We start from the raw sequence: 17,602 nt of genomic DNA on the forward strand, positions 1-17,602 counted from the left end.
TTAGCTGCAGGGCAAAAAAAAGGAACCGGAGCCCGCCGCACCCACCAGGCACGGCGGTCGTCATCGACTCATGTCCACAGCGCAGAGCCGAGCCTGCCGCGCAGGCGCGCCAGCAGCGGGGCAGCCATCGGTACCGTCAGCATCGTGCTGCCCACGGCCATCAGCAGCAGCGCGGTGAAGGCATCTGCGGTGATCACCTGGCGGTCGAGCAGGATGTTGGCGAAGATGATCATGATCAGCGCCTTGGTCTGCAGCAGCCAGCCCACCAGCCTGGCCTCGGCGCTGCTCCAGCCGAGCACATGGCCGGCCAGGCGCACACCCAGCAGCTTGCCGCCCACCGAAGCCACCAGCAGCACCAGCGCGGCGATCAGCACGTCGGCGCCCTGTACCGACCAATGCGTGCGCAGGCCGGTGGACAGGAAGAAGACCGGCATCAGCAGCATCAGCACATGGTGGCGCAGCGTGTCCATCGCCGCACGGTCGAACAGATCGGCATCGAGCACCGCGCCGGCCAGGAAGGCGCCGACCATGTAGTGCAGGCCGGCCCAGTCGGCCGCAAGAGCGCAGACCGCCAGCCAGACCGGCGCGAGGTACCAGCGGTCTTGTTCGGCAACGCACCGCATCAGCACGCGCATGGCCCAGGCGAGCAGGCCGAAGCCCAGAAGGAAAGCGGCCTGGTGGCCCATGCGCTGCCAGTCCATCAGGATCAGCGCCATCACCGCCCAGATCAGGATGTCGTCGAGGCTGGCATAACGCAGGATGCGCTGCCCCATTGGCTCACGCAGCAGGCTCAGGCGCTCGAGGAACAGCACCAGGATGGGCAGCGCCGTCACCGCGCAGGCCATGCCCACGCCGACGACGAACTGCCAGGGCAGCGCGGCCGGCCCGATCCAGCCGCTGGTCATCAGCCCTCCGCAGGCCGCCACGCCACCGGCGAGCAGCGGCACACCCAGCGCCAACGCCGCGGTCGTGCCGGTCTCACGGCGATGCCGCCAGGCCGCGCCCAGGTCCAGTTCGATCCCGGCGATGAAGACGAACAGCATGACCGCCCACCAGGCCACACCGTTGAGCGCCTGGATCACCGGCGGCGTGAACACGACGGCATGCAGATCCGGCCACCACTGGCCGAGTACACCGGGACCGAGCGCGATGCCGGCTAGGATCTGCACCACCACCAGCGGCGCCCAGGCATCGATGTCGGCCAGGCGCCAGACCAGGTAGGGCAGCGCAAAGACCACGGTCATCGCGACGAGAAAGGCTTCGGCGGTGTTCATGCGACCGGTCCGGGTGAGATCTCAGTTGCGGCTGGCGTGGATGCCCCACAGCCGCGCCAGGTCAGCGACACCCTCGCCGCCGCGAACGGCCTTGAAGGTCTCGACGGCCTTGGGCTTGCTGCCGCCTTGGAAATAAGCCACGGCCAGGTGCAGACGGGCGTCCTCCGGCCGCTTCAGACCGCCCTTGGCGACACCGTGCTCGAGTAGCTCGATGCCCTTGTCGTAACGGCCCGCGCTGACCAGCGCCTGGCCCATGTTGACCAGGGCCTCCCCGGTGCGGCCGACCACCTCGACACGCAGCGCCTTCTCGTCCTCGGCGGCCTGCCGGTTGACGAGTTCGCGCAGTCGCTTGTGGCGCTCGGCCTCGGCACCGCTGCCGAACTTGCCGGCCGCGTAACCCAGGTCGACGACCCGCTTGGCCTCGAAAGGCAATGCAGCCTGCAGCGCCAGCTGCGCCATCTCGAAATACTGCTCGGTGCTATCGAGCGTGCCGGTCGCCAGCCGCAGGCGGTAGAGATCGAGCATCAGGCGGTCGCTGAAGGCAGCGCTGTTCTGCAACCGCGTCAGGCGGTCTTCCCAGTAGTCCTTCTTGGGGTGGTGCACCAGCAGCTTCTCGAGCGTGTTGGCATAACCGGCATCGTCGCCGAGCTTGGCGTAGCTGGCCGCCAGCATGCGCAGCGTCGTCTCGTCGACCACCGGGACCGATTGTTCGACCGCCTGCACACGCTGCTGCATGTCGCGGATCACGCCGGCATGGTCGCCGCTGAGGTAGTGCGCGCTGGTCATCAGGTTGCGCATCGGCTCGCTTTTCCCGCCCTCCTTGAAGTAGCGCTGCGCCACCTCGATCGCCTTGGCGTAGTCCTTGGTCCGGTAGGCCGACGACGCCAGGGCTTCGAGGATGGCCAGCGCCTCGGCCGGCTGCAGCCGGCCGCTGGCGAGCGCGGCCTCGAAAGAACGGCTCGCGACGACCTCGTCACCGGCGCCGGCGGCCGCGCTGCCACGCATGCGATCGAGGATGAACCGTTCGTAAGCGGTCGGGTTGGGCGCCGCATCGGCCTCACGCACCTTGGCGAGCGCCTCGCGGAACTTGCCGGCCTTCATCAGCTCCTGCGCGCCCTGCAGCGACTTGCCGATCTCGGCGCGCACGGACTCCTGCGCCGGGGCCGGGGTCTGGGCTGGCGCGTAGCCCGCAGCCACCCCCAGCAGCAGCGCCGCAAACCAGGCACGTGTGTGTGTCTTCATCGCGTTCTTCTTCACTTGACGAACTGCTCGTTGCCGACCATGCCCAGCTTCTTCAGCCCGAGCCGCTGCGCCGAGGCCATCACCGCGGCGACATGCTCGTAATGCACCAGCTTGTTCGGTCGCAGGTGAATCTCGGGCTGCACCGGCTGGGCCGCCTTCTCGCGCATGTGCGCCTCGAGGCGGGCCCGGTCGGGCATGGCCTCGCCATTCCAGTAGACGGTGCCGTCGAAGTCGACGTCAATGCGCACGATCTCGGGTTCGCTGGTGGCCGGCGGTGCCTTGCCCGAGGGCAGGTTCAGGTCCACCGAATGCAGCTGGATCGGGATCGTGATGATCAGCATCACCAGCAGCACCAGCATCACGTCGATCAACGGTGTGGTGTTCATCTCGCCGATGGCCTGGGGGCGCGACTTCTTCTTGCCCGACCCGGCCGCAGCCATGCTCATGCCCATGTATGTCCCCTCATTGCCGCGGCGGCGGCTCTGTCACGAAAGCGACCTTGGCGATGCCGGCACGCTGCGCGGCGAACACGACCCGACCGACGGCCTCGTACCTGCTGCCACCGTCGCCACGGATGTGCAGCTCCGGCTGCGGCACCTTCACCGACTCGGTCTTGAGCCGGTCGAGAAAGGCCGCGACGCTGGGGATGTGCAGGTCGTTCCAGTAGATCTCGCCGTCCTTGTCGACCGACACGACGATGTTTTCCGGCTTGCTGGTGCGGGGCTGGTTGGTTTCCTTCGGCAGCCGCACGTTGATCGAGGTCACCGCCACCGGGATCGTGATCAGGAAGATGATCAGCAGCACCAGCATCACGTCGACCAACGGTGTCGTGTTGATCTCCGAGTTGACCTTCTTGCCGGGAGCGCCCCCGGCACCGACGCTCATGCCCATCGCCGGCTCCTCAGGCGCGCGCTGCGGAAGCCAGCAGGGTGGCGCGCAGCTTCGAACCGAAGGTCGTCACGTAATGCAGCGCGGTGCTGTTGCGGCCGACCAGCCAGTTGTAGCCCAGCACCGCCGGCACCGCGACGGCCAGGCCGATCGCAGTCATGATCAGCGCCTCGCCCACCGGGCCCGCCACCTTGTCGATCGACGCCTGGCCGGCCACGCCGATCGCGGTCAGCGCGTTCAAGATGCCCCAGACCGTGCCGAACAGGCCGATGAAGGGCGAGGTCGACCCGACGGTGGCGAGAAAGGCCAGTCCCTTCTGCAGGCGGTGTTCGACCTCCTCGCCGGCCTCTTCGAGCGAGGTCGTGATCCACGAACCGAGGTCGACCCCGGCAAGCACGCCGTCATGCTTCTGGCTCGCTTCGAGCGCGGTGTCTGCGATGAAGCGGAAAGCCCCGTCCTTGGCCAGGCTGTCGGAACCCTGGCGCAGCGTGCCAGCAGTCCAGAAGCGCGAACCGGCGCCAACCGACTTGGCCTCGCGCAGCAGCTTGCGCTGCTCGAGCGCCTTGGTCACCAGCAGATACCAGGTGCCCAGCGACATGATCATCAGAAGGCCCAGCACGCCCTTGGCGACCATGTCCCCGTGTTCGATCATGGCCTTGAGGCCATAGGGGTTCTCGGCGGCTTCGTCGGACGGCTTGGCCGTCTCGACCTGAGGTACCGCGGTGGTCGCCGCTGCGGCCTCGGTGGGTGCGGCTGCCTGGGCCTGCGCCGTGCCGACGGCACCGAAGGCGAGGCCAGCGGCCAGCAACAGCGCGGCGGGAATGCGGATCAATCGTTGCGTGAGAGACATGTCTCTTCCTTCGTGATGAGAGGATGGATGGAGGTGGATCGGCGTTCGCGATGCCGACGCCAATGAGCGATCAGCTGGACTTGTAGACAAACGGCACCTGGACCGTGACATCGCGTCCCTGACCCTTGCACTTGTATTCGGACACGATGCGCACGCTGCCCTTGGCGAAGCTGGGGTGCGACGCGCTGACCACCTTGATGTCCTTGACCTCGCCATTGGCCGCAAGGGTGAACTGGACCAGCGCCGTGCCTTCCTCGAGACCGAGGCGGGTCGCTTCGCGCGGGAAACCCGCATCGCCCATCACCTGCGCGTAGTTGGAGCAGGCCACCGACGCCGACACGGGTGCCGGCGCAGGTGCCGGCACTGGCGCAGGTGCAGGCGGTGCGGCCGGCGCCGGTGCTGCGCGCACCGGCTCGGGCGGTGCGGGTGGCGGCGTTTCGGCCACTGTCGCGGTGATCGTGGGCTGCGGCTGCGGCGGCGCCTGCACCTGCACCTCCGGCGGCGGCACATAGGCCGGCGGCGGCGGCGTGAACTTCGGCGGCGGCGGCATCTCGATCACCTTGGGTGGTGGCGGCGGCGGCTTGACCTCCTCGATGAGCTGGGTCTCGATGGGCTCGCTGATGACCTTCATCACCTGCCGCCCCAGCCCATTGGCCAAGGCCCACACCAGGGCGACATGGAAGACGACCGCGATGCCCATGCCCACGGTCTTGCGGGTCGGATTCGTATCAGGTTGGACAAAACTCATGTTCCGGGCTCCGTAGACCAGGGCTCACAGGTCGTGACGTCGGCCACAGCAACAGCCGACGCTGCAACTGCGGACCGCAGGCCGACCGAACACCCGACCCACCAGGGCCCGGGCATACAAGTAGGTATTGAAATCGGACCGGCTCAGCTGATCCAGCGGAACGCGGCCGGCGGCATTGCAAAGGAACGCGAGCCCGCGGTTCGAGGACTGCAGCGGCCGGAACTCGAGCCGGTAACCGCCACAGGGATTCGACGCACTCGACGACACGGTCATGAAACAGCTCCTCGATCGACCGGTTCTGCGGAACGCGTCAGCTGGGCTGAAGCGCGGGGCTCGTTGCTCTGCGATGACGTGATTCCGCAGAATCCGCAATCGATTGCGGAGATGGAAAACCCTAACGCGAGTTAGTAACATCAAATGCACTCAAACATCCGCTTTGAAGCGATCATTCGGCACGTTCAGTATCCAACGTTCACAAAGGTCCGGGTCCTGTTCGAGCCATCACCCATCACACCTGCATCCCGGCAGACCGGCAGCCCGGCGCCGTTCCCGACATGGACCGACGACGCGCCAAAGCGCCCCCCGCAGCCCCTGCCCTGCTAACTCCGGGTGACCGGCCTCAGATGGCCGACATCGCGCGCCTGGTAGGCGTATCGATCGCGACCGTCTCGCGCGCCTTGAGCGGCAATCGCGGGGTTGGCGCCGAAACGCGCGCCCGCATCGAGGCCCTGGCCCGCTCGCTGAACTACGCGGTCAACGTCGGCGCGCAGAACCTGCGCCTGAAGCAGAACCACACGGTCGCGGTGATCGTGCCCTTCGACGCGATCTCACGCGAGCACCTCTCCGACCCCTTCTTCCTCAGCCTGATCGGCAGCATCGCCGATGCCCTGACCCACAGCGGCTACGACATGCTGCTGTCGCGCATCGATTCCGAGCGGCTCGACCTGGCGGCACACACGATCGAAACCGGCCGTGCCGCGGCCGCCATCCTGATCGGTCAATGGCACAGCCACGACCAGCTCAACGCGATGGCGCAACGGGGCGTGCCTTTCGTCGTCTGGGGCGGCCACATGGCCAGACAGCTCTATGTCACGGTCGGGACCGACAACCTGCACGGCGGCCATCTCGCCGCCACCCACCTGCTCGATCAGGGCGCCAGGCACATCGCCTTCGTCGGCGACCCGGGCCTGCCCGAGATCGCCCAGCGCCGGGCCGGCTACCTGCGCGCCCACCAGGATCGTGGCCTGGAAGCCGACCCACGGCTGATGCGCACCCTGCCCTTCCTCAGCGAACGCATACACGCCGATCTCGAGGCCCTGCTGGCCACCGGCACCCTGCTGGACGGCATCGTCGCAGGCAGCGACCTGTGTGCAATGAGCGCGATCAACACGCTGCGCCGCGCCGGCCGGCGGGTACCCGGGGACGTGGCCGTGGTCGGCTACGACGACATCGAGCTGGCGGCGCATTTCAATCCGGCCCTGACAACCGTCCGGCAACCGATCGCGCAAGCAGGTCGAGCCCTGGTCGACAGCGTCATGGCCATGCTGGCAGGACACAGGCCGGCGTCGGTGATCCTGCCCACCGAACTGGTGCAGCGCGAGTCGAGCCGGCCGGTCCGGGCAAGCAGCCTCGGACGTGCAAAGACCGGCAGGTAGCGCACCGGCAACTGATGGGCCCGCCCGGCGTTCGGCTCAGCCACGCACCGCCCCGCAAGACGCACGCACCACCAGCTCGGGCCGCTCCAGCCAGTGTGTGGGTGGTGCTCGCAGTCCGCGCAGTTGCGCCAGCAGCAGCGCCATCGCCTCGCGGCCATGGCCGATCGGATCGGTGCGCACCGTCGTCAGCGGCGGATCGGCGTAGGCCGCCAGCGGAATATCGTCGAAGCCGACGACGGCGATGTCGCTCGGCACCTGCAGGCCGGCCTCGCGCACGGCACGCAGGGCACCGAAGGCGATCGTGTCGTTGCCCGCGAACAGCGCGGTGATGCGCCGCGCTGCGGGCAGTGGCCGTTGCTGCGCCAGCAGGCTGCGAGTGGCTTGATAACCGCTGGCCGCGCTGATGTCGGCGTGCACGAGCCAGGCCGGCTCGGGCCTCACGCCATCGGCCAGCAACGCCTCCGTCCAGCCGCGCACCCGCTCGTCGACCAGCACGAACTCGGCCGGCGCGTAGCTCACGTGGCCGATGCGGCGATGACCCAGCTGCTGCAGGTGCCGCATCAGCAGCCGCACCGCGCCGGGGCTGTCGCAGCCCAGCGCCGCAAAGCGCTCCAGCCCGGGCAGACCGGCGCCGAACACCACCAGCGCGACACCGGCATCGGCCAGGCGATGCAGCAAGCCGTAGTCCTCGCCCCGCGGATTGACGACGATCAGTCCGCCTATGCCGCGAGAGCGCAGCCGGTCAAGGCAGGCGACCGGCTCGGCCCCCAGGTCATCGGTGGTCTCGATCAACAGATCGAGCCCCACCTCCTGGCAGATGCCGTGGACACAAGCCCCGAGCTGCGCCAGGAAGACGTCGACATGGAGGTGAGCGGCCTTGGGGATCAGCAGGCCGACCGTGCCGCCGGCAAGGCGGCGCTGCGGGACCTGCAGCGCACGCGCCAACCTGTGCGTGAGGCTGTGCACCTTGTGGCGCGCGCACAGACCGACACCAGCAACGCCGCCATCGTCGTCGAGACGGGCTTCCTTGACATGCGGCAAGAGGTCCTTGTGATGGACGAGTTCCGCGGCAAGGCCGGACGTTTTCGACAACAGGGCAGGCGTGGTGTCCATCATGAGACTCCAGAGAAGCACTCAGCCCGGCAGGCCTGGGCACTGCAAGGGCCGTTACGCCGCGCACTGCGGCAAGCTGCAGCAAGGCCTGCGCTTCGAGCCCGGCAGCCGGCTGGAGAAGATCTGCGACGAAGACGGCGTGGTCGAGGCGATCCGCTCGCGGCGACCTGTTCGTGGCCGGCGTGAAACCGGCGGACGAACGCCGCCGATCTCAGCCGTGCAGGTACTCGGGCAGGAAGGGCCGGTGCGCCGCCAGCAGCTCGTCGACCATCGCGCGGATCTGATCCAGATCGAGCGTGGCGGCGGTGTGCGGGTCGAGCATCGCCGCATGGTAGACGTGGTCGCGCCGCTGTTCGAGCACCGACTCCACCACCATCTCCTGCACGTTGACGTTGGTGCGCATCAGCGCCGCCAAGTGCACGGGCAGTTTGCCCACGCGCGTGGGCTGCACGCCGTTGTGGTCGACCAGGCACGGCACCTCGATCGCACAGCCTTGCGGCAGGTTGTCGATCAGCTGGTGGTTGAGCACGTTGCCGTTGATCACGCGCGGCTGGCCGGTCACGATCGAATGGATGATCGCGCTGCCGTATTCGACGCTGCGCTTGACCGAGCGCAGGCCTTCGAGCATCTGCGGCGCGCCTTCGATCTCGCGCTGCATGACGTGGATGTCGGCGGCGCGCAGCTGCGCCAGCAGCGCGGCCGGATCCTGCGAGCCGGGCACTTCGAGCTCACGCTCGATGTAGGGCCAGGCGTGTTCGAACACCTGGCAGCGGCCCGGGTACTCGTCGAGCGGGATGTTGAACTTGCGCAGCAGCTCCTCGCGGCCCTGCTTGATGAACCACGGCACGTACTCGGCAAAGTGCTCGCTCGACTCGGTCGGAAAGTGCCCCAGCTGACGCAGCATCTCGTAGCGCACGCGGTTCCAGGCCGGCATGCGGCCCTCGCGCTGGATGTCGCGCAGCTTGGGGTACAGGTCCTCGCCGTTGCGCTCGAAGCGCAGGTAGAACGACATGTGGTTGATGCCGGCGCAGTGGTACTGGATCTCGTCGACCGGCAGCCCCAAGTCGTTGGCCAGCTCCTGCGCGGTGTGCTGCACGCTGTGGCACAGGCCGACGGTGGGCACGCGCGTCGAGGCGCGGTTGAGCGCCCACGTGATCATCGCCATCGGGTTGACGTAGTTGAGGTGCACGGCGCCGGGCGCGCACAGCTCGTCCATGTCGCGCAGCATCGCCAACTGCACGGGGATCGTGCGCAGGCCGCGCATGATGCCGCCGATGCCCAGCGTGTCGCCGATGGTCTGTTCGAGGCCGTATTTCTTGGGGATGTCGAAGTCGGTCACGGTGGCCGGCTTGTAGCCGCCGACCTGGATGGTGTTGAGCACGAAGCGCGCGCCGTCGAGCGCGCGGCGGCGGTCGGTGCTGGCGGTGATCACCGGCTTGGCGCCCACCGCGTCGGCGATGCGGTAGGCCACCTTTTCGGACAGCCGCAGGCGGTGTTCGTCGATGTCGTGCAGCGCGATCTCGGCGCCCGCGAGCTCGGGATGGCTGAGCATGTCACCCAGCAGGTTGCGGGTGAAGACGGTGCTGCCGGCACCGATCAGGGTGATCTTCAGTCGGCGCGGGGAGGCATCACGCATGGTTGAAACAGCTCCTGGTTCGTGTCACGAAGAGGGATGGAAAAAGCGCGCGCCAGGGTCGCGCCCTGGCGCGCAAGGCCTGCACGGTGTCATGTCCGCGCAGGCGGCGGAGACATCGAGGGTCCGATCCGATCGGCTTACTTGAACAGTGCGTTGACCTGGCCGTTGGCGTCCTTCAACGCGGTCGCGGCCTGGGCCTTGCCACGCAGCACCGAGTCGATCGCGTTGAGCATCAGGTCGTTGACCTGCGAGCCGTTGTCGGCGATCGGCGCCAGGAAGGTCTTGCCCCTGGCCATCTCGAGGAAGGCCGAGTCGTCGATGCCCTTGGCCTTGTGCACCGCCGTCACCGTGTCCGGCAGGCCCTTGACGGCCGGGAACACCACGCCGGCCTTGGCGACCACGCTCTGGCAGGCCTCGGAGCCCAGGTACTTGACCCACTTCCAGGCCTGCTCCTTGTTCTTGCTGCCGACCCAGATCGAATCGGCCAGGCCGTTGAACATGGTGGCGCGCACGCCGGTCGGGCCCTTGGGCAGCGGCACCCAGGCGTAGCCGAACTTGGTGTTGGTGGCGAAGTGGTTGATCATCCACGAGCCCTCGGGGATCATCGCTGCCTTGCCCGACATGAACATGCCGCCCGAGCCCAGCTTGCTGACGTCTTCGGCCGTGGCCGACACGCCCTTGCCCGGCAGGCCGGCGATGTACTGGATGGTCTCGGCCAGCCTGGCGTCGTCGTAGTAGAACTTGCCGGCCCAGGGCTTGTCCTGGAACTTGAAGCCGTTGCTGACCGCGAAGTGGCTCCACTCGGTCTGGCCCATCATGCCGCCGGCACCCGGGTTCTGGTAGCCGTAGGTGGCGACCTTGCTCTTGTCGAACTTGGGGCTGAGCGCGTTGTTGCCGTTGGCGTCGATCGTCAGCTTCTTGACGATCTGCTCGAAGGTGCCGCCGTCCTTCGGGTTCCACGTCATGTTGTTCAACTCGGCCAGCGTCACGCCGGCCTTCTTGGCCACGTCCATGTTGACGATGAAGGCGATGGTGTCCCAGTCTTTCGGCAGGCCGTACTGCTTGCCGTCACGGCCCCAGATGTCGAACAGGCCGTTGGCGTAGATGTCGGTCTTGACCTTGTCGCGGGCAATCAGCGGGGCCAGGTCGACCAGCTGGTTGTTCTTGGCGAACTCGGGGTACTTGGCCAGGTGGTTGGTGAACACGTCGGGCGCGGTGCCCGAGATGAAGCCGGTCGAGATGCCGGTCCAGTACTCGTCCCAGCCCTGCTGGCTGATCTTGATCTTGATGTCGGGGTTGGCGCGCTCGAAGTCGCTGGCGCACTGCTGGTAGGCCGGGCGCTGGCCCGAGTCCCACAGCACGTACTTGACGTCGACGGCGTGGGCGGCGCCGGCGGCGGCGAGCAGCGCGGCGGCGGACAGGATGTGGCGGCGGATGGTCATGGACATGTCTCCTCTACGGGGTGGAAGGCGCGATGCGCTGGGAACAAACGGAATTCACTTGCTGCCGCTGAACTGCACGGACTCGACAACGCGGCGGCCGAAGATCACCAGCAGCGCCAGCGTCGGCAGGATGGTCAGCGCGGTGGCCGCCATCAGGCCGGTCCAGTCGGGCTGGCCTTGCGGGGTCTGCGACTTGAAGCTCTGCAGCGCCACGGTCAGCACCTGCATCTCCTCGTCCTTGGCGACCAGGAAGGGCCAGAAGAACTCGTTCCACATGTTGATGCCCTGCAGGATCGCGATGGTGGCGATCGGCGTGGCCGCCAGCGGCAGCACCACGGTCCAGAAGATGCGCAGCGGCGAGGCACCTTCGAGCATCGCGGCCTCTTCGAGGTCACGCGGCACCGACATGAAGAACTGGCGCAGGAAGAAGATGCCGAAGGCCGAGAACAGGCAGAACGGCGCCACCATGCCGGCCAGCGTGTTGAGCCAGCCCAGGTCCTTGATCAGGATGAAGTTGGGGATGAAGGTGACGACGCCCGGGATCATCATCGATGCGACGAACAGCCCGAACAGCACGTCGCGGCCGGGGAAGCGCAAGCGGGCGAAGGCATAGGCGGCCATCGCGCTGGTGAGCACCTGGCAGACCACGACGATGGCGGTGAACAGCAGCGAGTTGGTCAGCGCGCGCATGAAATGGATCTCGGCGCCCGAGCCGCCGTGCGCCATCGCCTGCTCGGGGCTCAGCAGCCCGAGCACGCGCTGGAAGTGCGCCAGCGTCGGCTGATCCGGCATCAGCTGCGCGCTCTGCGTGAACAGGTCGGCCGATGGCGTGAGCGCGGTCTTGAGCACCAGCCACAGCGGCGCCACCGTGACGAACAGCATCAGGCCGAGGATGGCCCAGGCCAGCAGGCGCGAGGACGAGACGCGGCGTGCGCGCACCGAGGCGCTGGGCACGACGGCGGTGGGAAGGGCGGCGGACATGGCGGGTTCCTTCAAACGATGAATGCGGTGGAGCAACGACGCGGTGAAGCAGCGGCGCGGGGTGGCTCGGTGCGTGAGCCAGGTCAGGCCAGGTCGTTCTCGTTCGAACGCATGATGCGCATCTGCACGATGGTGTAGAGCACCATCACCATGCCCAGCGTCAGCGACATCGCCGAGGCGTAGCCCATCTTGTAGAAGCCGAAGGCGTTCTGCACGATGTAGTGCACGATCACCCGGGTCGATTCGAGCGGCCCGCCGTTGGTGGCCACCGCCACGGTGTCGAAGATCTGGAACGAACCCGTCACGCTGGTGACCAGCACGAACACCATCACCGGGCGCAGCAGCGGCAGCGTGATGCGGCGGAACATCTGCCACTCGCTGGCGCCCTCGAGCGAGGCGGCCTCGTACAGATAGCGCGGAATGCCCTGCAGCCCGGCCAGGAACAGCAGCGCGCACAGGCCCATGTGGCGCCAGATGTTGACCGCGGCGACCGTGATCAGCGCCTCGTCGGGGCTGGCGAAAAACGGGTGGCGGCTCATGCCGAGAAAGGTGATCAGGTGATTGACGCCGCCCAGCAGCGGATCGAGCAGCCAGACCCACATCAGCGCCACCAGCACGTTCGACAGCAGGTAGGGCAGCAGCACCACCGACTTGACGAACAGCGAGCGCGTCAGCCGGTCCATCGCCACCGCCAGGAACAGCCCGAGCACGATTTGCAGCGGGATGTTCAGGACCACGTAGTAGAGCGACAGCTTCATGCCGTGCCAGAACTTGCCGTCCTGGATCATCTTGGCGTAGTTGGCCCAGCCGACCGGCTTGGGCTCGCTCAGCAGGTTCCAGTCGGTGAAGCTGATCTCCAGCGCGCGCAGCGTCGGCATCGCATAGAACAGCACGAAGCCGATCAGCGCCGGCAGCACCAGCAGCCAACCGGTGGTGGTCTCCAGCCGGCGCAGCGGCCCGAAGGCGTGCTTGAACGCCGCCCAGCCACGCCGGCGCGGCGCAAGGTCGAACGGGACAGGAACAACAGGATCGGACATGGTGGGCAGCCTTCGTCTCGAGCAACTAACTCGAGTTAGGAGCCGATCATAGGAATCCGGCCCGATCATCAACACGGTGTTTTCACTGATATCAGCAAATTTTATTAGCAGCCAATCTGCCGTCATGCCGTCCGCATGGGTCGAAACCGGAACCTTGTTTACTGATAATCAGCACCGACCGCCCACCGCGGGCGTCGAACCCCGACACAACAACCCGACCCGGACCCGTCGCACCCCACCGTGAGCACCCGCAAAGCCCCCTCCCCGCCCGAGCGCCGCCCGACCATGACCGATGTCGCCAAGGCCGCCGGCGTGTCGCAGTCGACGGTCTCGATGGTGCTCAACAACATGAGCGGCGCACGCCTGTCGGACACCACCCGCGCCAAGGTGCTGAGCGTGGCCGTCGAGCTGGGCTACCGCCTGCCGCGGCGCGAAAGCGCCGACATCGCCCCCCGCAGCGCCGAGGCACCCGGCCCGCGCCGCAACCTGATCGGCTACCTGGTCGACGAGATCTCGACCAGCCCGCACCCGGTGGTGAGCGTCGACGGCGCGCGCGACGCGGCCTGGGAGCACGACTGCGTCGTCAGCGTCTGCGTGACGCGCAGCAACGCCGACCAGGAGGCCGCCGCGATCGCCGCGCTGAAGGCCCATCCGCAGCTGCTGGGCGTCGTCTACTCGACCATCTTCACCCGCGCCGCTACGCTGCCCGAGGCGCTGCGCGACGTGCCCACCGTGCTGCTGAACTGCCACGATGAACACAGCAAATTGCCCACCATCGTGCCCGGCGAAGTGGCCGGCGGCCATGCCGGCACCGACCACCTGATCGCGGCCGGCCACAGCCGCATCGGCTTCATCAACGGCGAGCCCTGGATGGAGGCCGCGAAAGACCGCCTGAAGGGCTACCGCCGCGCACTCGCCACCGCCGACCTGCCGTTCGACCCCGCGCTGGTGCGCGACGGCGACTGGATGAGCGGCGGTGGCTTCGACGGCACGCTGGCGCTGATGGCGCTGCCGCGCCCGCCGACCGCGATCTTCTGCGCCAACGACCTGATGGCGCTGGGCGCGCTCGAAGCCCTGGCGCAGCTCGGCAAGAAGGTGCCGGCCGACGTGTCGGTGCTGGGCTACGACGACCAGGAAATCTCGCGCCACACCCACCCGCCGCTGACGACGATGGTGCTGCCCAACTACGAGATGGGCCGCGCCGCCGTCGAGGCCCTGCTGGCCGAGGCCGCGCTGGCACCCGAGCAGCGCGGCAGCCGCCGCTCGCTGATCAAGATCGACTGCCCGCTGGTCGAGCGCGAGACCGTCAAGCGGCGCTGAGACCCGTACCGACGCCGCCACGGCGCAGCCACCAACGCCGGCGCGGCCAGGCACGGCACGGCCGCAAGGGTTTTCACCAATTATCGCTAATATTATTATCAGCAGAATCAGCTCCATTCCGCAGCGGACTTGTCCCGTCCCTTCACCGCCCTCCCGCTGCAGCACTGGAGCCCGCATGGCCAGCATCGAACTGAAATCCGTCTTCAAGGCCTACGGCGACAACCCGCCGGTGATCCGCGACGTGAACCTCAACATCCCGCAAGGCGAGTTCTGCGTCTTCGTGGGGCCCTCGGGCTGCGGCAAGTCGACCCTGCTGCGCATGATCGCGGGCCTGGAGGAGATCAGCGGCGGCGAGCTGCGCATCGGCGGCGCGCTGATGAACGACGTGCCGCCCGCGCACCGCGGGGTGGCGATGGTGTTCCAGACCTACGCGCTGTTCCCGCACATGTCGGTCTACGAGAACATGGCCTTCGGCCTCGGCCTGGCGAAGGTGGACAAGAAGATCATCGACGAGAAGGTGCGCGCCGCGGCCAAGGTGCTGCAGCTCGACGCGCTGCTCGACCGCAAGCCCAAGGCGCTGTCGGGCGGCCAGCGCCAGCGGGTGGCGATCGGCCGCGCCATCGTGCGCGAGCCGGGCGTCTTCCTGTTCGACGAGCCGCTGTCGAACCTGGATGCCGCACTGCGCGTGCAGACCCGCTTCGAGATCGCCAAGCTGCACCGCGACTTCGGCCGCGCATCCACCGTCTACGTAACCCACGACCAGGTCGAGGCGATGACGCTGGCCGACCGCATCCTGCTGCTCAACAGCGGCGAGGCGGTGCAGCGCGACGGCAGCGTGGCGCAGTGCGGCTCGCCGCTGGAGCTCTATCACCGGCCGAACAACCTGTTCGTGGCCGGCTTCATCGGCAGCCCCAAGATGAACTTCCTGCGCGGCAAGCTGCGCAGCGCCACGCCCGATCAGGCCACCATCGAGCTGCACAGCGGCGAGGTGCTGCAGGCCGCCGTCGACGCACGCCGCCTGCAGAGCGGTGCGCCCGTCACGCTGGGCATCCGCCCCGAAGACACCCGCCTGGGCACCGACGAGCAGCACATCGTGCGGCCGGTGCAGTGGCAGGAGCGGCTGGGCGAGTCGACCTACCTCTACCTCGACGGTGGTGACGCCGAACACAGCCTGGCCACCGGCGGCGACGCGCTGGTCGCCAAGGCACCGGGCCATGTGCACGCGGTGTCGGGCCACCGACTGGCGATGGCGATACCCGCCCGCTCGGCCCACCTGTTCGACGAACACGGCCGCGCACTCGAACGGCTGATCCCCGACACCGACCTGCTGCTGCCCGAAGCGGCCTGAGGCGACCCGAGTCGGAGAAACGCCATGCAACTGGGCGTCTGCTACTACCCCGAACACTGGCCGCCATCCGGGTGGGCCGATGACGCGCAGCGCATGCGCGCGATGGGCATCAGCTGGGTGCGCATCGCCGAGTTCGCCTGGAGCCGCATCGAACCGTCGCCGGGCGTGTTCGACTGGGCCTGGCTCGATGAAGCGATCGAGACGCTGCACGCGCAGGGCCTGAAGGTCGTGATGTGCACGCCCACCGCCACGCCGCCGAAGTGGCTGGTGGACACGATGCCGGACATGCTCGCGATCGACGCCCACGGCCAACCGCGCGGCTTCGGCTCGCGCCGGCATTACTGCTTCTCGCACGCCGGCTACCGGGCCGAGTCGCGCCGCATCAGTCGCGCAGTGGCCGAACGCTACGGTCAACACCCAGCCGTGGCCGCCTGGCAGACCGACAACGAATACGGCTGCCACGACACGGTGTTGAGTTATTCGGCCGCCGCCAAGGCCGGTTTCCGCCGCTGGCTGCAGGCGCGTTACGGCGACATCGCCGCGCTCAACACGGCCTGGGGCACGGTGTTCTGGAGCATGGAATACCGCTCGTTCGATCAGATCGACGCGCCGGTCGGCACCGTCACCGAGGCGCATCCGGCGCACCGGCTCGACTGGCGCCGCTTCGCCTCCGACGAGGTGCGAGCCTTCAACCGCGAGCAGGTCGAGATCCTGCGCGAGCTGTCGCCTGCTCGGCCGGTGTCGCACAACTTCATGGGCTTCTTCACCGAGTTCGACCACCACGACGTGGCCGCCGATCTCGACATCGCCACCTGGGACAGCTACCCGCTCGGCTTCACGCAGAACTTCTTCCTCTCGGCCGACGAGAAGGCGCGTTACGCCCGCGTCGGCCACCCGGACATCCCGGGCTTTCACCACGACCTGTATCGCGGCATGTGCGCCAGCACGCGCGCCGATGCGCCTGCCCACGGCCGCTGGTGGGTGATGGAGCAGCAGCCCGGCCCGGTCAACTGGGCGAGCTGGAACACCGCGCCGCATGACGGCATGGTGCGGCTGTGGAGCTGGCAGGCGTTCGCGCACGGCGCAGAGGTGGTGAGCTACTTCCGCTGGCGCCAGGCGCCGTTTGCGCAGGAGCAGATGCACACCGGCTTGCACCGGCCGGACCGCAGTGTCGACCAGGGCGGCGTCGAAGCCGCACAGGTCGGCGCCGAGTTGCAGGCGCTGTCCACGCAGATGGATTTGAACGCGCAAGGCATCGTCAACCGCGTCGCGCTGGTGTTCGACTACGACAGCTTGTGGATGGCGCAGATCCAGCCGCAGGGCGCCGACTACAACCCGCTGGAGCTGCAGTTCCGCGTCTACAGCGCGCTGCGCCAGCTGGGGCTGGATGTCGACATCGTGAGCCCGAACGCCGCGCTGGCCGGCTACGCGCTGATCGTGCTGCCGGTGCAGTTGCATGCGTCAGCCGCGCTGGTGAAGGCGCTCACGCAAGCCGCAGCAGCCGGCGCGCAGATCGTGCTCGGCCCACGTGCCGGCGCCAAGACCGAGGTGCTGGCGATACCCGAGAACCTCGCGCCCGGCGCCTTGAGCGCGCTGGCCGGCGTGCAGGTGCTGCGGGTGGCATCGCTGCCGCCGGGCGTGCAGGCGGTGATCCGCTTCGAGGGCGATGCAGGTTCAGTCGCCACGGCCCAGCGCTGGCGCGAGGACCTCGCGCTGACGGGCGCGCAGGCCGAGGCGCTGTTCGACGACGACGGCCGCGCCGCCGTCACGCGACTGGGCAGCTTGCGCTACGTCGCCGGCTGGCTCGACGCCGACGGCTGGCGGCAACTTCTGATGCGCGCGGCCACCGACGCCGGCCTGTCGCCGCAGCCGCTGCCCGCCGACCTGCGCGTCAGCCGCATCGGCGGCCTGCTGCTGGCCTGCAACTTCTCGGATCGCACGCTGGCCTACACGCCGACGTCGACGCCCTCGTCCTCTTCGGCCGCGCCCCTGCTGGGCTCGGCAACGCTCGCGCCGCGGGGCATCGCCCTGTGGCACCTGAACTGAACCGCCTCTTCTCAAGCCGCTC

General features: G+C 68.0%; 15 protein-coding genes. 4 read left to right on the forward strand and 11 right to left on the reverse strand.

All coding sequences use genetic code 11. The features are described from left to right. Positions 1-68: 68 nt before the first annotated feature. From LCHO_RS16115 to LCHO_RS24150, 6 genes are all read right to left on the reverse strand, one after another. Entirely contained in the window at positions 69-1,274 is a 1,206-nt protein-coding gene (locus LCHO_RS16115; protein ID WP_012348235.1) for a cation:proton antiporter, read from the reverse strand. A 21-nt stretch (positions 1,275-1,295) separates the two neighbouring features. After that, positions 1,296-2,516 carry a tetratricopeptide repeat protein gene (locus tag LCHO_RS16120; RefSeq protein WP_012348236.1) on the reverse strand — a complete coding sequence of 407 codons (1,221 nt, stop codon included), beginning with the start codon at positions 2,514-2,516 and terminating at the stop codon, positions 1,296-1,298. Between the two features lie 11 nt (positions 2,517-2,527). Further along, complete coding sequence (locus LCHO_RS16125; RefSeq protein WP_012348237.1) at positions 2,528-2,968, reverse strand: ExbD/TolR family protein; 441 nt, start codon at positions 2,966-2,968, stop codon at positions 2,528-2,530. A 10-nt stretch (positions 2,969-2,978) separates the two neighbouring features. Then, a complete protein-coding gene (locus tag LCHO_RS16130) occupies positions 2,979-3,407 on the reverse strand; it encodes an ExbD/TolR family protein (protein WP_012348238.1) in 429 nt (142 codons plus the stop codon). Positions 3,408-3,417: 10 nt separating this feature from the next. Then, entirely contained in the window at positions 3,418-4,254 is an 837-nt protein-coding gene (locus LCHO_RS16135; protein ID WP_012348239.1) for a MotA/TolQ/ExbB proton channel family protein, read from the reverse strand. Between the two features lie 70 nt (positions 4,255-4,324). After that, entirely contained in the window at positions 4,325-5,002 is a 678-nt protein-coding gene (locus LCHO_RS24150; protein ID WP_012348240.1) for an energy transducer TonB, read from the reverse strand. A gap of 623 nt (positions 5,003-5,625) precedes the next feature. Here LCHO_RS24150 and LCHO_RS16145 point away from each other — a divergent pair. Further along, complete coding sequence (locus tag LCHO_RS16145) at positions 5,626-6,657, forward strand: LacI family DNA-binding transcriptional regulator (protein WP_012348242.1); 1,032 nt, start codon at positions 5,626-5,628, stop codon at positions 6,655-6,657. 36 nt (positions 6,658-6,693) lie between these two features. Here the strand turns inward: LCHO_RS16145 and LCHO_RS16150 are convergent, their stop codons facing one another. The 5 genes from LCHO_RS16150 to LCHO_RS16170 all read right to left on the reverse strand — a co-directional run bounded on the left by LCHO_RS16150 (position 6,694) and on the right by LCHO_RS16170 (position 12,866). Next, positions 6,694-7,770: a LacI family DNA-binding transcriptional regulator gene (locus tag LCHO_RS16150; protein ID WP_012348243.1), complete on the reverse strand. Its 1,077-nt coding sequence runs from the start codon at positions 7,768-7,770 to the stop codon at positions 6,694-6,696. 211 nt (positions 7,771-7,981) lie between these two features. Continuing rightward, on the reverse strand, positions 7,982-9,406 hold the full coding sequence (gene melA / locus LCHO_RS16155; RefSeq protein WP_012348244.1) for an alpha-glucosidase/alpha-galactosidase: 1,425 nt from the start codon (positions 9,404-9,406) through the stop codon (positions 7,982-7,984). A 137-nt stretch (positions 9,407-9,543) separates the two neighbouring features. Further along, positions 9,544-10,848, reverse strand: coding sequence for an ABC transporter substrate-binding protein (locus LCHO_RS16160; RefSeq protein ID WP_012348245.1), 1,305 nt, complete (start codon positions 10,846-10,848; stop codon positions 9,544-9,546). 54 nt (positions 10,849-10,902) lie between these two features. Next, complete coding sequence (locus tag LCHO_RS16165; RefSeq protein WP_012348246.1) at positions 10,903-11,829, reverse strand: carbohydrate ABC transporter permease; 927 nt, start codon at positions 11,827-11,829, stop codon at positions 10,903-10,905. A gap of 83 nt (positions 11,830-11,912) precedes the next feature. Next, positions 11,913-12,866, reverse strand: a complete 954-nt coding sequence (locus LCHO_RS16170) for a carbohydrate ABC transporter permease (protein WP_012348247.1) — start codon at positions 12,864-12,866, stop codon at positions 11,913-11,915. A gap of 285 nt (positions 12,867-13,151) precedes the next feature. Between LCHO_RS16170 and LCHO_RS16175 the strand changes: the two genes are divergently transcribed. The 3 genes from LCHO_RS16175 (at position 13,152) to LCHO_RS16185 (ending at position 17,580) form a co-directional block, all read left to right on the forward strand. After that, the gene (locus LCHO_RS16175) at positions 13,152-14,186 is read left to right on the forward strand and encodes a LacI family DNA-binding transcriptional regulator (protein ID WP_012348248.1); all 1,035 of its coding nucleotides are present in this window, start codon (positions 13,152-13,154) and stop codon (positions 14,184-14,186) included. 175 nt (positions 14,187-14,361) lie between these two features. Further along, positions 14,362-15,534, forward strand: a complete 1,173-nt coding sequence (locus LCHO_RS16180; protein WP_012348249.1) for an ABC transporter ATP-binding protein — start codon at positions 14,362-14,364, stop codon at positions 15,532-15,534. 24 nt (positions 15,535-15,558) lie between these two features. Then, positions 15,559-17,580, forward strand: coding sequence for a beta-galactosidase (locus tag LCHO_RS16185; RefSeq protein WP_012348250.1), 2,022 nt, complete (start codon positions 15,559-15,561; stop codon positions 17,578-17,580). Positions 17,581-17,602: the final 22 nt, after the last annotated feature.

The sequence above is a fragment of the Leptothrix cholodnii SP-6 genome (assembly GCF_000019785.1).
In the GTDB taxonomy this organism is placed as follows: Bacteria; Pseudomonadota; Gammaproteobacteria; order Burkholderiales; family Burkholderiaceae_C; genus Sphaerotilus; species Sphaerotilus cholodnii.

Excerpts from the sequence above, each read along its gene's own strand:
- LCHO_RS16115 (WP_012348235.1), bottom strand. The coding sequence starts at position 1,274 with ATGAACACCGCCGAAGCCTTTCTCGTCGCGATGACCGTGGTCTTTGCG.
- LCHO_RS16120 (WP_012348236.1), bottom strand. The coding sequence starts at position 2,516 with ATGAAGACACACACACGTGCCTGGTTTGCGGCGCTGCTGCTGGGGGTG.
- LCHO_RS16125 (WP_012348237.1), bottom strand. The coding sequence starts at position 2,968 with ATGGGCATGAGCATGGCTGCGGCCGGGTCGGGCAAGAAGAAGTCGCGC.
- LCHO_RS16130 (WP_012348238.1), bottom strand. The coding sequence starts at position 3,407 with ATGGGCATGAGCGTCGGTGCCGGGGGCGCTCCCGGCAAGAAGGTCAAC.
- LCHO_RS16135 (WP_012348239.1), bottom strand. The coding sequence starts at position 4,254 with ATGTCTCTCACGCAACGATTGATCCGCATTCCCGCCGCGCTGTTGCTG.
- LCHO_RS24150 (WP_012348240.1), bottom strand. The coding sequence starts at position 5,002 with ATGAGTTTTGTCCAACCTGATACGAATCCGACCCGCAAGACCGTGGGC.
- LCHO_RS16145 (WP_012348242.1), top strand. The coding sequence starts at position 5,626 with ATGGCCGACATCGCGCGCCTGGTAGGCGTATCGATCGCGACCGTCTCG.
- LCHO_RS16150 (WP_012348243.1), bottom strand. The coding sequence starts at position 7,770 with ATGGACACCACGCCTGCCCTGTTGTCGAAAACGTCCGGCCTTGCCGCG.
- melA (WP_012348244.1), bottom strand. The coding sequence starts at position 9,406 with ATGCGTGATGCCTCCCCGCGCCGACTGAAGATCACCCTGATCGGTGCC.
- LCHO_RS16160 (WP_012348245.1), bottom strand. The coding sequence starts at position 10,848 with ATGACCATCCGCCGCCACATCCTGTCCGCCGCCGCGCTGCTCGCCGCC.
- LCHO_RS16165 (WP_012348246.1), bottom strand. The coding sequence starts at position 11,829 with ATGTCCGCCGCCCTTCCCACCGCCGTCGTGCCCAGCGCCTCGGTGCGC.
- LCHO_RS16170 (WP_012348247.1), bottom strand. The coding sequence starts at position 12,866 with ATGTCCGATCCTGTTGTTCCTGTCCCGTTCGACCTTGCGCCGCGCCGG.
- LCHO_RS16175 (WP_012348248.1), top strand. The coding sequence starts at position 13,152 with ATGACCGATGTCGCCAAGGCCGCCGGCGTGTCGCAGTCGACGGTCTCG.
- LCHO_RS16180 (WP_012348249.1), top strand. The coding sequence starts at position 14,362 with ATGGCCAGCATCGAACTGAAATCCGTCTTCAAGGCCTACGGCGACAAC.
- LCHO_RS16185 (WP_012348250.1), top strand. The coding sequence starts at position 15,559 with ATGCAACTGGGCGTCTGCTACTACCCCGAACACTGGCCGCCATCCGGG.